A 14195-nucleotide genomic window follows, 5' to 3' on the forward strand; every position below is an offset into this window, starting at 1 on the left:
CCGCCTCTTTTTTAGTGAGTCAAAAAATACTCTTGAATTTTTGCTTTATCGCTTGTTTTTGTAAGCGCAAGCATTAAAAGCACTCTAGCTTTTTGCGCGTTTAGATTATCGCTTGTTAAAAAGCCGTATTTTGCGTCGTCCACTTCGCCGTTCATAGTCGTCTCGCCGCTTCCTACACGTGAGTCGCGAACTACCACTACGCCAGCTTTTGAAGCCTCGCCAAGTGCGTCAAGCACGCTAAAGTAAGGGTTGCCGTTGCCAAGGCCAGCGCTAACTATGCCTTTTGCGCCGTTTTTAACAGCTATGTTTACAAAGTCAGGGTTATCATTTGCATGAGAGTAGATAATATCAACTCTTGGAAGTTCTTTTACGCCCTCTAAGTCAAATGCTGATTTTGCTGTATGTTTTCTGATCGGATTCATATAGTATTTTACGTTGCCATAAAAGACTGTGCCGATCTTACCGCTGTTTGGTGATTTAAATGTATCAACGCCTGTTGTGTTGGTTTTTGTTACCTCTCTAGCAGCGTGAATTTCGTCATTCATAGTAACCACAACGCCCTTGCCTACGCTATCTTTGCTGATAGCTACGTTTACAGCGTTAAATAAATTTAGTGGACCGTCTGCGCTTAGTGAGCCGCTATTTCTCATCGCACCTACAAGCACGACTGGCTTGTCACTTTTAACGACTAAATTTAGAAAGTAAGCTGTCTCTTCCATAGTGTCTGTGCCGTGAGTAACGACGATACCATCAGCTTTGCCGCTGTTTAGAAGTTCGTTTATTCTATTAGCAAGCTTAAGCCAAACTTCATTGTTCATATCCTGTGAGCCGATATTTGAAATTTGCTCGCCTTTGATAGTGGCTATCTTGTTAATATCCGGCACGGCTGCAATTAGTTTATCGACCGTAACAGTTCCAGAAGTATAGCTCGAATCAAGCGATCCTGAGCCGCTTCCCGCTATCGTTCCACCAGTGGCTAGAATGTAGATGGTTGGCTTTGCAACCGCTAAAGTAGCACCTAAAATCATGAGTAATACCGCCTTAAAGATTAAACGCATTTTAGCTCCTTTGCATTAAAATTTGCAAAGTCATTATAATGCCATTTATTTAAAAAAATTATTAATTTCCAAATTTTATATTTATTTAAAAAAATCTTATCAAAAACATATAAATTCCGGTTGAAATAACTATGCTAAGAAGGGTATTTTTAAACTTTAAATGCATCAAAATAGCTGTAAAAACCGCTACTATCTCGCTTAAGCCATAAGGAAACTCGCTAAATTTCGTATCTTTTAAACCGTAGCAGACCAAAACAACCATTATCATCATGCCCATATGCTTCTCAATGGCGTCTAAATAATGGTTTGACTTATGGTTTTTCAGAGCATAAAACGGCGTTGCCCTCGTTATAAAAGTAGCTAGGGCGCTTAAAAGCACCGCTATAAACAGTATCATCTCACTTGAATTTACACTTATCAAATTTTATCCTTAAACAAAAGCAAAAATATAAAACAAAGCGCCATCGAGCCAACAAGCACAAATTTAGCCGGAAATAGGCTCACTCCAAGCACGCCAAAAAAGATCGCCGCGAAGAGTACGCGGTAGTTTTTATCATTTTTAAACATCTCTATCACAATAACAATAAAAAGCGATGTCAAGCTAAACTCAAGCCCCTTTGTATCGGCCTTTATAAGATCACCAAGTATCGCTCCAAATAGCGTTCCAGCCGCCCAGTAAGACCAAGATAAAAGATTTAGCCAGGTAAAGACAAAACTTCGATCACTTGCATCTTTTAGCCCTAAATTTTTAAATATCGCAAAGGTCTCATCTGTTAGCAACGAAATATTTAAAAGCCTAAATTTGATCCCGCTATACTCTTTTAAAAGTGAAATTCCATAAAAAGTGTGACGCAAATTTACAAGGTAGCTCACGATAAAGACCTCAACGTAGCTCGTGCCCACGCTAAAGAGCGAAAGCATCATAAACTGCGCTGCGCCGCCGTAGGCAAGAGTGCTAAGAGCGACGGCGATAAATGCGCTCACACCCATGCTTTTTGCCAGCACGCCAAATGCGACGCCAAGTGGGAAATAGCCCATAAAAATAGGAATAGATAGTTTAAAAACGTAGTTAAATGTCAAATTTTACCTTCATAAAAAGCCAAAATATTAGCAAAAATTTGAAAATAAGAGTAAAAATAGAGTTAAATTTTATAAAATGATAGAAATTTTTGGAGTTAAAAGATGAAAAAGGTAATTCTAATTTTATTTTGTATTTTATTTTCTTGGGGTAAAAACTTAGATACCACTAAGCTTGAAAATGAATGTGCTTTAAACAACATAGAAAGCTGCACCGATCTTATATATATCTACCTTGACAACAATGAGCGCGATAAAATGGCAGCTATGGCAAACAAAGCCTGCGAGCTAGGCAATCCACATAGCTGTCTATTTTTAGGAAATATATATCTACAAAAAGACACTCTAGTACAAGAGAAAGAAGAGGGGCTTAGACTTTATAATAAGGCTTGCCAACTAAAAAATGCATTTGCTTGCTATACTCTTGCGCTCATTTATGAAACTGGAGATGCTGGTATGTTGCAAGATAAAAATAGAGCAAAGAACTACTACAAAAAAGCCTGTGAGCTTGATTTGAAAGAAGCATGTAGTATGCTTAAAAATTTTTAATTAAACAAAAGATGCTTTTATTCTTGCTCTTAAGAGCAGAAATTTTAGATGAGATATATCAAAGCGATAGCAGGATAAGAGAAAATTTTACAGGCAGTTACAAAGATGCCTTAAAAATTTATAATTCATCAAGCAACAATAGTACTGCCAAATTTATATTAATGCGTCTGCTTTATTGAGTCCTTCTCTTTTGAAGTATTATTTGAAAAATAAAATACCTCAAGCGTAAAAGAAAGCAGTATAAGCCCAACGATAGCTAGAGTCGCGTTCATACTACCTACCTTTTAAGCCCATTTACTATTTCAAGCATCGAGTCACTCGTGGTTATCGCCTTTGAGTTCGCCTCGTACGCACGCTGACCAGTGATAAGATCGGTCATCTCTTCAACTAGCTGAACGTTACTCATCTCGACAAATCCTTGTCTGATCGTACCAAGTCCGTCAAGTCCTGCCACACCTACCACAACATTACCGCTAGCGCTTGTTTCTAGGTAGTTATTATCACCCATTGAGTGAAGGCCGGCTGGGTTTATGAAATTTGCTAGCTCGATCTGACCTATCTGAGCCATCTCTCTCTCACCTGCTTGAAGCACTGACACGGTGCCATCTGTGCCTATTGAAATTTGCGTTGCATTTGCAGGAACTGTGATCTGCGGGATGAGCTGATAGCCATCGCTATTTACGATCGTGCCGTTTGCATCAAGCTTAAATGCGCCATTTCTAGTATAAGCCGTCGTGCCATCAGGTAGCTGAATTTGAAAAAAGCCGTTGCCAGCTATGACCATATCTAGATTGTTGCTAGTCTCTTTAAAGTAACCCTGAGAAAAAATTTTATTTATCGCCGTTGGACGTACGCCAAGACCCACCTCAATGCCTGTTGGACTTGTAGTGGTCTGGCTTGTAGCCGTACCTGCATACTCCATGACTTGATACATAAGATCAGCAAATTCGGCTCTATTTTTTTTGTATCCATAAGTATTTACGTTTGCAATATTGTGTGAGGTTACGTCTATCTGCGTCTGCTCGGCGATCATGCCAGTGGCCGCAGTGTAAAGTGATCTCATCATAGTTTTATCCTTTTATTAAGCTTTTAGGGCTAGTTTTTGAACAGCATCTTGATTAAGGTCGCTCATGTGGCTTGTCATAACCTTTTGATACATATCAACTAAGCGCTGGGTTTCTATTAGACCCACCATTTCTAAAACTGGGTTTACATTTGACATCTGAGCATATCCTTGCATCACGCTATCAGCTTCTTCAAGCTCTGTGATGTCGTCAAAATTTCTACTCTCAAAGAGATTATCTCCAACCTTTTTTAGATCTCTTATCTCTCTTGGCTGAGCGATGTAAAATTTAGAAAATTGGTTGTTATTTGAGTATAAATTTCCATTTTTATCAGCAGTTAGAACCTCGCCTTGTGGTACTTGGATACCTCTTTGACCGGGGTTTTGTGCCTCATAGCCACTTGGTAAAACTTTATAGCCCTCCTTTGTGACAATATAACCATCGCCATCAAGGCTAAAAGAGCCGTTTTTGCTAAGCTTTACGCCATTTGGAGTATCGACTAAGAAAAATGCGTCATCTCTTTTTATTGCAAAGTCAAGCGTATTTGAGCTGTATTTAAAACCACCAGCACTAAAGTCGGTATACTCTTCGCTCACTTGTGGCACGCGATTAAGAGTTCTGTTTAAAAATTTAGCTCCATCTTTTGTGTGATTTTTAAGTGGGAGCTCATCTTGTGTCTCTTTAAAAATTCTCGCAAAATCTCCGATAACTACGTCATTTCTCTTGTAGCCAATCGTATTTACATTTGCAAGATTGTTTGAGATAACGTTTAATCTGTTAAACTGCGTTACCATGCCAGCAGTGGCTTGATAATAACCATTTTGCATACAATTTCCTAGTCAAAATTTGATTGTTTAGAATTACTAAGCAATCATCGTTCCAACTTTATTTTTATACACATTTACAAAATTTGGGTATAATCCACTTTCTTTTAAACAACACTTAAATCACAATTAGACGATTCGAAAGGAAATTTATGAGCGCCGCAAAAGACTCTTTTTCTCAGATAGAAGAGCTTTTCGCTGAAAATGCAAAAGGCTTTTTGACATACGAAAAATTAGTAAAATTATTAGACAAAGCTCCGACTGCTACGATAGTAAAAAAGATAGAACAACTAGCAAAAACAAACAAAGTCCAGCTCATCACATCTGCTGAGGCTGCAAAGCTTAGAAATTTAGCCGATGCTAAAAAACGCCAAGAGAATGCTCAAAAAAGTGATCAAGATATCGACGAGGATCTCGATCTTTCAGGTGAAAGTGACCTTTTAGAGTGGTCAAGATCTGATAGTCCAGTGAGGATGTATCTAAGAGAGATGGGCCAGATCGCACTTCTTACAAAAGATGAAGAGGTGGAGATCAGCAAAAGGATCGAGCTTGGCGAAGATATCATTATCGATGCATTTTGTTCTGTGCCATTTTTGATAGACTTCATACTTGACTATAAAGAGCCGCTCATCAATAGAGAACGCCGTGTAAAAGAGCTTTTTAAGAGCTTTGAAGACGAGAGTGAAAACGAAGAAAATGAAGATAGTGAAGACGATATAGACGAGGAAGATGAAGAGAATGAAGAGAACGAAGCTCCTAAAAAATCAGCCAAAAATGATAAACGTGCTGAAAAAGTTATAGAGAGTTTCAAGGCCCTCGAAAAGGCAAAAAAAGAGTGGCTAAAGACTGCAAATAAACAAGATAAAGTAGAAAGCGATGACACGGCTTCAAAGATGACTCTTGCATTTAAAAAGAAAATTTTAAAAGAGAAGCTAATGGATCTTGGCCCAACAAGCAAGTTAATTAGCGAGATCGTAAAATCAATGGAAACAGCATTAAAAAGCGACGACGAATTTGACAGAGAGCTAAAACGCTTAGAGTATCGCTTACCAATGTTTAGTGACGAGCTTAAGAAAAATCACAAAAGCATACTAAAAGATATCATCAAGCTTAGTAAGGAAGAAATCTCGGCTCGCGTGCCAGAAGCTACAATGGTCTCAACTTATGTCGAGATCAAAAAGCTATTTACTACAAAAGAGGCGAGTAAGCAAGGCTTTGATCTTGAGCCAACAAGGCTAAAAGAAATTTTAGAGCAGATCAAACGTGGAAAGAAAATTTCTGACGAGGCAAAAGCCAGAATGGCTAAATCGAACCTCCGTCTAGTTGTAAGTATCGCAAAACGCTATACAAATAGGGGCTTGCCATTTTTGGATCTCATCCAAGAGGGCAACATCGGCCTTATGAAAGCGGTTGATAAATTTGAATATAGAAAAGGTTATAAATTTTCAACCTACGCCACATGGTGGATCCGCCAAGCTATTTCGCGTGCGATCGCCGATCAGGCAAGGACGATTAGGATACCTATCCACATGATAGAAACGATCAATCGTATCAACAAAATCAACCGCAAATACCTCCAAGAAGAGGGAAAAGAGCCTGATGTAAGCGTTATCGCAAAAGAAGTTGGGCTAAGCGTTGATAAGGTAAAACAAGTTATCAAAATAACAAAAGAGCCTATCAGTCTTGAAGCTCCAATCGCAAATGAAGAAGACGGTAAATTTGGAGATTTTGTTGAGGATAAAAGCTCACTTTCACCGATAGAGCAAATTTTAAAAAGCGACCTTAGAGAGCAGATAGATGATGTGCTTTCGCAGCTAAATGAGCGTGAAAAGGCTGTAATTTCAATGAGATTTGGCTTGCTTGAGGATGAGAGTGACCGCACACTTGAAGAGATCGGCAAGGCCCTAAATGTCACTCGTGAGCGCGTCCGCCAGATAGAAAGCTCAGCTATCAAAAAACTAAAACACCCAAAAGTTGGTAGAAAACTTAAAAACTACATTGAGGGCTAAAAAGCCCTTTTTTCTTTTGGATATTTTCCTTAAGACTTTCTCTTTAACTTTATAAAATTTAAATTTGATAATTTTTAGCAATAAATTTTACTAGCAAACTACATTAATTTCATTATTGAAAGACTAGATCTAAATTTTATTTAGCCATTAGACCAACTTAAAAATAGAAATACAAAGAACTTAGTATTTTTTAAAGAATAAAGTTAGATAAAAAGTATTTTACCGGCGCAAGACCGGTAAAAATTTATTCAGCTAGAAGTTTATCTAGTTTTGCGGCCAAGCTCGTAGTATCATGAGCTTTAGCTAAGCTCGCAGCATGAAGTTTTAAATTTGCTTGTAAATTTTCTTCCAAGCTCTTTGCTATATCGCTACTATCAAGATTCTCTATACTATTAGCATTTGCCACACTTCTTGCTGCTAGAGCGTTTATGCCCCTAAATACAGCATTTTGTGTTGATCCGATCTCTGAACGAAGCGAATTTATATTTTTTAAAATTTCACCCGCATTTGAGCCGTCATCTTTTACATTTAGAAGCGCGTTCGTACCTAAATTTATATTTTTTGTACTCTCTCCTGTGAAAAATCCAAGCTCAGCATCAAATACGTTTTTTCCATTAAATTTAGCTTCTTTTACACTATCACTCATAGCATTTCTTAGTGCATTGATTTCGCCCCTTATGCCTTTTTGTTCATTTGCCGAGAGAGTAGGATTTGTGAGTTTACTTGAAAGTTCACCTATTCTATCTGTACTTTTACTTAAATTTAAAAGTGTTGAGTCAGCGATTTGAAGCATACCGATCATGTCGTTTGCATTTGCCAAACCTTCGTTCAAAACATTTGTTTGTGAAAGCAAACTCTCTGCGATTTGCAAATTTGCACTTGATGCTTTGATCTCGCTGTTTGCAGAGATGGCATTTAGCGCCTTCTTCTCGCTATTTTTTGCTTGATCTAAATAATAGTTTCCTGAAGCCTGGTTTGCAGTATAAGTTCCTAACTCCATAACAACTCCTTTTTTATAATTCGCTATTGATTCTACTACAAATTCTATAAAAAGTTGCAAAATCTTTATAAAATCTATTTTTCTTTACTCTTCTAGCCTCATTGCAACTGATTTTTTATGAGCGGTTAGCCCCTCAGCTTCAGCTAGCTGCATGCATGATTTGCCAAGATGCATAATACCTTTTCTACTCACTGAAATGATCGAACTTCGCTTCATGAAATTTTCAACTCCAAGCGGTGAATAAAATCTCGCACTTCCGCCAGTTGGCAAGGTGTGGTTTGGTCCAGCGATGTAGTCACCCATCGCCTCAGGTGTGAAGTGTCCAAAAAATATCGCTCCAGCGTGTTTTACCTCATCCATATAGCTCAAAGCGTCGTTTGTAGCGATCTCTAGGTGCTCTACTGCAAGCTCATTCATGAGAGCAAAACACTCTTTTAGATCTTTTGCTACTATTATTGCAGCTTTATTTCTTATGCTTGCACTTGCGATCGGCTCACGTTTTAGTGTCTTTAACTCATCTTCGATGTGTCTTTGCACAGCCCTTGCAAAAGCCTCTACTGGCGTTATCAAAAAGGCACTTGCGATCTCGTCGTGCTCAGCTTGAGAGAGCATATCGATAGCTATGTGGCGAGGATCAGCACTGTCATCAGCGATGACGCCTATCTCGCTTGGACCAGCGATCATATCGATATTTACGTCGCCATAAACTAGTTTTTTGGCAGTCGCTACGTAGATGTTGCCAGGGCCCGTGATGACATCTACCTTTGGCACGGTTGCAGTTCCGTACGCCATCGCTGCAATAGCACTTGCTCCGCCTATCTTAAAGGCTGTTTTGATACCACAAAGATGCATTGCAGCAAGAAGCAAAGGATTTACCTTGCCACTTGGTGCTGGTGTACAGACAACAATCTCTTTTACGCCAGCTACGATAGCAGGTACAGCGTTCATAAGAAGTGAGCTAGGATATGCTGCCTTACCGCCAGGGATGTAAAGGCCGGCACGATCAACCGGAGTGTATTTTGCCCCAAGTAATATGTCGTGCTCATCTTTATAGGTCCAGTCACTTGGCTTTGTGCGCTCATGATAGCTTTTTATCCTATCGTGGGCTAAATTTAGGGCCACTATTAGGGCGTTATCTAGAGAGTTGTAGGCCGCTTCCATCTCTTTTACGTCGATTATTATGTCGTTTTTGCCTGTGACGCTAAATTTATCAAATTTTGTTATCTGGGCAAAAAGTGCACTATCGCCATCTTTTCTTATCTCGTCTATTATGCTGGCAACCACTGGCATCACAGCACTTATGTCATTATCACTTCGTCTAACAAGCTGCGAAAATTTACTCTCAAAGTCAGCGTCGCTGCTGTGTAAAAATTTCATTTGCGATCCTTTATTTTTAGTTTTCTCTCATATCTTTGCTTTTGTGTAATATTACCTAAAATTCCGCCCTGGTGGATGTATAAAATTTGATCCCCAAGCTTATCTAAATTTGCAAAAAGCGTGATAAAACCGACCGGATCATAAACTAGGTCAAATTCCACGCCACTTTTGCAAACCTCTAGCCAAATCTCATAAAGCTCTGGGTATAAATTCCCAAAATGATACTTCTTTGGGGGATTTAAAATTTGCACTTTGCTGTTTTTGTCTAGCTCGTAAATTTGCTTTTTGAGATAGTCGCTGTCCCCTACACAAGGGGCTGTAAAAACCATAAGATCAGTGTGCTTTGCCAGGTAGCAAGCACTAGTGCCTGTACCAGAAGGCAAAAAAATATCAGGCTTTATGCCACTTTTTTCGCTCCATTCATTTATCTCGCGTGCCTGCGTGATAAAACCAAATTCAGCTTCACTCTGAGCCACACCCTCGTTTATAAAAAGTGCATTTTTGCTAATTGCCAGCTCTTTAGCAAATTTCTCACGTTCCTCTTTTACAAAAATTTCCATCCCATTTTCAAGTGCAAATTTGAAATTTCCAACTGGATCTTGCTCTAAATTTGAGCTTAGATGAGAGACGACGTAGTAAAATTTGAGTCCCTTTATCTTAGCAAAAAGGCTTAAGCTATACATCGCATTTGACTGGCTTGAGCCGTGAGATACGATGGCCTGAGTGCCACCAAGATCAGCGTTTAGGAAATACTCTAGTTTTCTTGCTTTGTTACCGTTAAACTCACCTAACAGATCATCTCTTAAAAGCCAAAACTCTCGCCCCCTAAGGATTACCCGCTCAATCACCCTTAAACTCCAAAAATTTCTCTATCTCATTGATAGCCTCTTTGTTTGAGAGTGAAAATTTGATCTCTATACGCCTTGAAGCGTCCTTGTCCTCGGCTCCATCTTTAAAAACTAGCTCGTTGTAGCTTCGGCCACTTGCGACAAGCAACTTTCTAAGGCGAGTATCACCATCAAATGAGTTTATAAACTCCATAACCGCGTATGCTCTTTTTTGTGAAAGCTCCAAGTTATAAATATAGCTTCCGTCGCTATCTGTAAAGCCCTCAATTATAATTTGATCAATATTTGATGCGATATCTTTATCATTTAAAAGCACGTCGAAATATTTACTAAGAGTGGCCTTTAACTCCTCTTTGACCTCTTCTTTTAAGACCGCACTGCCCTTATCAAAAAGTACTGAGGAGCTAAGCTTTAGCGCGCCTGAGTTTGGATCGATCTCGATGCTATTTCCAAGCCTATCTTTTAAGGCTGAGATCACTTTTACTCTTATTCCAGTTAGGTTTTTGACCCTATCTCTTGTGACGTTTAAGTCCCTTAAAAGCTCGTCATATCTAGCCTCTTTTTTACTCACTTGCTCGAGCAAAAAGGCGATCTTGGCTAAATTTTTCTCGCTGCTTTCATTTGCGTCGCTAAGCGCTCTATCTTTTGATGAAATTTCATCATTTAGCACGATCATCTTTTGATTTAGATCAAAAATGCTAGCATTTAGCTCTTTTATGCTCGCATTTGCGTCTTTGTTTTGCTCTATAAGCTGGGCTAGTTTTTCCTTTAGGGCATCTATTTGGATGACAAAAATTTCATTTGATTTTTTTAAATTTATGTTTTCGTCACTTATCTTTGAAAGCTCGCTTTTTAGGGCTTCATTTAGCTCTTCAAGGGTGAAATTCTTGCCCTGGGCATCTTTTAAATTTGCTAAGGCTGTGATGATGGCTTGCTCTTTATTTTCAAGGGTGTTTTGAGTTAGGACATATTTTACGACGACAGCGCCGATTAGCAGCATAAAAACAAAGAGCAGACCCGCCATCAAGTCCGCGTACGAAACCCAAAAGCTTGATTGATCCTCATTATTTTTGTTTATTTTCATTGCACTAGATTTTCGATTTTTTCTATTACAGAATTTGCTTCTTTATCGATCTCGTCTATATTCTTTTTAAGCTCGGCTATGAGGCTCTCGCGCTCTTTTTCACGCTCCAAGCTCCTACCCTCTTGCTCATATGCGGCTTTAAATATCGTCGCACTCTCCACAAGTGAAGCTCTAAATGCCTTTAATGCGTCGTTTTGCTCTTTCATGAGCGAGTAAGAAAACTCCCTTAAAACCTTGTCAAAGCTCTTTATAGTCTGCTCAAATTTAAGCTGACTCTCTTTTGTGGCATTTAAATTTCTACTAAAAATTTCGCCAAGTTTTGCATGCTCGGTTAAAATTTTAACCTCCATATCTTTAAAGGCATTAGAAAACGCACCAACCGCCTTTAATATATCGGAGTGGATTTTTACAAATTCATCTTGTTTTAGTCCAGATTCATTTAGCATTTTTAAACTTGTACTAAGCTCTGCCTTGCTTTGATTTATGATATTTTTCTCAACCTCGCAAAGCTCTTTTAGTCTGTCAAATTTTTCATTTACTTGATCATTTAAATTTCTTAAAAATTTATCGTCAAGCACCATTTTAAAAGCGTCATGACTATCTTTAAAGTAACCTACACTTGCTTTCATAAAATTTGCATTTAGCTCATTTTCCTGCCAAAAAAACTCACGGCTAAGTTCTTTTTGCTCGCTGTAAAATTTCTCAAATTTACTAACGCCGATCTTTTCAAAAAACATCCACCAAAGCGCTAAAAATATGCCGTAAATCGATACATAAAACGCCGTAGCTACGCCATTTAGCAGTATAGCGATCTCTTTTTCAAGACCGTCTGTCGTATTTGAACTAAACTCTGGCATAGAGATAGCAATACTGATAAATGTACCCAAAATTCCAAGCATAGGAAAGACTGCTTGGCCGATGTTTGCTAGGTTGTCATTTCTAAAATTTCTTGTATAGCTCTCGAAAAAGTCTTCAAATTTAGCATTTGCCTTTTTGACATTTGAAATTTCAAAGAGGTGAGCGATGATAAATTCTTTTAGCCTTATCTTATACTCTTTGGCATTTGCCAAGAAATTTGAGTAAGCTACCAAAGCGCTGTGGCGTGAAAAGATAAAAGCGACAAAGAGTATAACGCCCATCATCACGATGGTGTGAAGCTTCATCTGAAAATTTATAACGCCAAGATACGCTAGTATCGCCAAGATGTAGATAGCTAAAGGGATAAAGATAACTTTAAAAAAGACAAAGAAAGAGTGAGCTTGGCGCTCTTTTGGCACGCTTAGCTCACTAAAATCATTTTGATTTTGCATAGGATTAGTTCCTATTTAGGCAGTTTAAGTCGCTAAAAGCAGTCTGAAGACGCTTAACCATGCTCTCCTCGCCACTTCTTAGCCATTTCCTTGGATCGTAGTATTTTTTATTTGGCTTGTCATCGCCCTCTGGGTTGCCGATCTGACCTTGCAAGTATGCTCTATTTTTAGCCTCATACTCGCGCACGCCGTCCCAGAAAGCCCACTGCGTATCAGTGTCGATGTTCATCTTGATAACGCCGTAGCTTACAGCATTTTTGATATCTTTTAGCTCGCTGCCACTACCGCCATGAAATACAAAATTTACTGGCTTGTCGCTTTTTGTGTTAAATTTCTTAGCGACATAGGCTTGTGAGTTTTTAAGAATTTCTGGTCTTAGCACGACATTGCCCGGTTTATAGACACCATGAACGTTGCCAAAACTAGCTGCGATGCTAAATTTATCGCTTATCTTGCTTAGTCTTTCATAAGCAAGCGCGACATCCTCTGGCTGAGTGTAAAGAAGTGCGTTATCAACGCTTGTGTTATCTACGCCATCTTCTTCGCCACCAGTGACGCCAAGCTCGATCTCTAGGCTGATGCCAAGCTCGCTAAGCTCTTTTAGATACTTCTCGCATGTGCTTAAATTTTCGTTGATATTCTCTTCACTAAGATCAAGCATGTGAGAGCTAAAAAGTGGCACGCCGTGAGTTTTTTTATACTCATGACTTGCTTTTACTAGCTCATCTATCCAAGGCAAAAGTTTTCTAGCAGCGTGGTCAGTGTGTAAAATGACTGGCACGCCATAAGCCTTAGCAAGCAGATGAACATGTTTTGCTCCAGCGATCGCACCAAGAACGGCTGCGTTTTCGCAGGCTTTACCAGCGTAAAAACCTGCACCGCCATTACTAAACTGAACGATAACAGGCGAGTTAGCAACCTTTGCCGCTTCTAAAACAGCATTTACTGAGTCGCTGCCTACGACATTTACAGCAGGTATTGCAAAACCTTGCTCTTTAGCATAAGCATAAAGTTTTGTTACATCATCTCCGCTTAAAACACCAGGTTTTACGATATCTAAAACGCCCATTTTATCCTCCAAATTTTACTTATATTCTATCTTCGCTTTTTGGCGTAGAGCTTCACTTTTTTGTCTAACAGCAGCTTGGAATTTCTCCATTTTTACAGCTTGCTCGATCTCTGGTTTTGCTTGCTCAAAGCTTACAGTACCAGCAGCTTTGCCATCTTCTTTTAAAATAACATGGTAGCCAAACTGAGTTTTAACTGGCTTAGTTGAAACTGTGCCATTAGCCATTGAAAATGCTGCGTCTGCAAAAGGTTTTACCATTTGGCTTTGACCAAACCAGCCAAGCTCGCCACCGTGTGCTGCTGAGCCTTTGTCGATTGATTTTTGGCTTGCTAGCTCTGCAAATTTCTTAGTTAGTGCCTCACCTTTTAAATTTTTAAGTTGAGCGATGATGTCGTTTGCTGTTTTTTCATCTTCAACTAGGATATGCCTTGCTCTTGCTTGAGCTGGTTGGTTCATACTTGCTTTGTTTTTATTGTAAAAATCTTTTAGTTCGTTTTCACTTACTTTTATGCTATCAAAAAGCTTTCTCATATAAAGCTCAACTGCGATGCCTTCTTGCGCTGCTTTTACAGCTTTGATATACTCTACATCTTTTTCAATACCACTTGATTTAGCATCTTTTAAAAGAAGTTTTCTATTTATTAGATCGTCGATTATACGTTTTTTCTCATTTGGTTGAAGCTTGCTAGCGTCAAATCCTGGCATGGCTGCTGATAAAAGGCTTGAAATATCGCTATCGCTTATAGCATCACCATCAACTGTTGCAACTACTGCTGCATTTAGAGTAACAGCTGCCGCTAAACTTAAAACTGCTGGAAACAAAAATTTTTTCATATAAATCCTTTAAAAAATTGATTTTATGGGCAAGATTATATCAAATAAAGCGATAACTTTTCATTTAACTTAAGAAAATAAGGTAAAATACG

14 protein-coding genes are annotated in these 14195 nt (G+C 38.8%); 2 read left to right on the forward strand and 12 right to left on the reverse strand.

Features of this window, described 5'->3' with window-relative positions; translation table 11 throughout:
• Positions 1-11: 11 nt before the first annotated feature.
• From B9N62_RS00255 to B9N62_RS00265, 3 genes are all read right to left on the reverse strand, one after another.
• Positions 12-1058 (reverse strand): type II asparaginase, encoded by a 1047-nt coding sequence (locus B9N62_RS00255; RefSeq protein ID WP_087583865.1) that lies wholly within the window; start codon positions 1056-1058, stop codon positions 12-14.
• An 85-nt stretch (positions 1059-1143) separates the two neighbouring features.
• Positions 1144-1479 carry a branched-chain amino acid transporter permease gene (locus B9N62_RS00260; protein WP_087583866.1) on the reverse strand — a complete coding sequence of 112 codons (336 nt, stop codon included), beginning with the start codon at positions 1477-1479 and terminating at the stop codon, positions 1144-1146.
• Positions 1476-2138 carry an AzlC family ABC transporter permease gene (locus B9N62_RS00265; RefSeq protein WP_087583867.1) on the reverse strand — a complete coding sequence of 221 codons (663 nt, stop codon included), beginning with the start codon at positions 2136-2138 and terminating at the stop codon, positions 1476-1478. Before B9N62_RS00265 ends, B9N62_RS00260 begins: the two co-directional genes overlap by 4 nt.
• Positions 2139-2240: 102 nt before the next feature.
• Between B9N62_RS00265 and B9N62_RS00270 the strand changes: the two genes are divergently transcribed.
• Positions 2241-2684 carry a tetratricopeptide repeat protein gene (locus B9N62_RS00270; RefSeq protein WP_087583868.1) on the forward strand — a complete coding sequence of 148 codons (444 nt, stop codon included), beginning with the start codon at positions 2241-2243 and terminating at the stop codon, positions 2682-2684.
• Positions 2685-2961: 277 nt separating this feature from the next.
• On the opposite strand, the gene flgG is transcribed toward B9N62_RS00270, so the two are convergent.
• Positions 2962-3750 (reverse strand): flagellar basal-body rod protein FlgG, encoded by a 789-nt coding sequence (flgG, locus tag B9N62_RS00280; protein WP_087583870.1) that lies wholly within the window; start codon positions 3748-3750, stop codon positions 2962-2964.
• A 15-nt stretch (positions 3751-3765) separates the two neighbouring features.
• A complete protein-coding gene (locus tag B9N62_RS00285; RefSeq protein WP_087583871.1) occupies positions 3766-4575 on the reverse strand; it encodes a flagellar hook-basal body protein in 810 nt (269 codons plus the stop codon).
• 149 nt (positions 4576-4724) lie between these two features.
• Here B9N62_RS00285 and rpoD point away from each other — a divergent pair, with 149 nt between their 5' ends.
• Positions 4725-6581 (forward strand): RNA polymerase sigma factor RpoD, encoded by a 1857-nt coding sequence (gene rpoD / locus B9N62_RS00290; protein ID WP_087583872.1) that lies wholly within the window; start codon positions 4725-4727, stop codon positions 6579-6581.
• A 244-nt stretch (positions 6582-6825) separates the two neighbouring features.
• Here the strand turns inward: rpoD and B9N62_RS00295 are convergent, their stop codons facing one another.
• The 7 genes from B9N62_RS00295 to B9N62_RS00325 all read right to left on the reverse strand — a co-directional run bounded on the left by B9N62_RS00295 (position 6826) and on the right by B9N62_RS00325 (position 14103).
• Positions 6826-7581: a flagellin gene (locus B9N62_RS00295; protein ID WP_180382135.1), complete on the reverse strand. Its 756-nt coding sequence runs from the start codon at positions 7579-7581 to the stop codon at positions 6826-6828.
• An 84-nt stretch (positions 7582-7665) separates the two neighbouring features.
• Positions 7666-8958, reverse strand: a complete 1293-nt coding sequence (gene hisD, locus B9N62_RS00300) for a histidinol dehydrogenase (RefSeq protein ID WP_087583873.1) — start codon at positions 8956-8958, stop codon at positions 7666-7668.
• Positions 8955-9806 carry a pyridoxal-phosphate dependent enzyme gene (locus B9N62_RS00305; protein ID WP_087583874.1) on the reverse strand — a complete coding sequence of 284 codons (852 nt, stop codon included), beginning with the start codon at positions 9804-9806 and terminating at the stop codon, positions 8955-8957. The genes hisD and B9N62_RS00305 overlap by 4 nt, the downstream gene beginning before the upstream one ends.
• Positions 9799-10890 (reverse strand): OmpA family protein, encoded by a 1092-nt coding sequence (locus B9N62_RS00310; RefSeq protein WP_087583875.1) that lies wholly within the window; start codon positions 10888-10890, stop codon positions 9799-9801. The genes B9N62_RS00305 and B9N62_RS00310 overlap by 8 nt, the downstream gene beginning before the upstream one ends.
• Positions 10887-12200, reverse strand: a complete 1314-nt coding sequence (locus B9N62_RS00315; protein ID WP_087583876.1) for a MotA/TolQ/ExbB proton channel family protein — start codon at positions 12198-12200, stop codon at positions 10887-10889. Before B9N62_RS00315 ends, B9N62_RS00310 begins: the two co-directional genes overlap by 4 nt.
• A gap of 4 nt (positions 12201-12204) precedes the next feature.
• Positions 12205-13269 (reverse strand): class II fructose-bisphosphate aldolase, encoded by a 1065-nt coding sequence (gene fbaA, locus B9N62_RS00320; RefSeq protein ID WP_009294115.1) that lies wholly within the window; start codon positions 13267-13269, stop codon positions 12205-12207.
• Between the two features lie 15 nt (positions 13270-13284).
• Positions 13285-14103: a peptidylprolyl isomerase gene (locus tag B9N62_RS00325; protein WP_087583877.1), complete on the reverse strand. Its 819-nt coding sequence runs from the start codon at positions 14101-14103 to the stop codon at positions 13285-13287.
• Between the last annotated feature and the right edge of the window lie 92 nt (positions 14104-14195).

The sequence above is a fragment of the Campylobacter concisus genome (assembly GCF_002165785.1).
In the GTDB taxonomy this organism is placed as follows: domain Bacteria; phylum Campylobacterota; class Campylobacteria; order Campylobacterales; family Campylobacteraceae; genus Campylobacter_A; species Campylobacter_A concisus_W.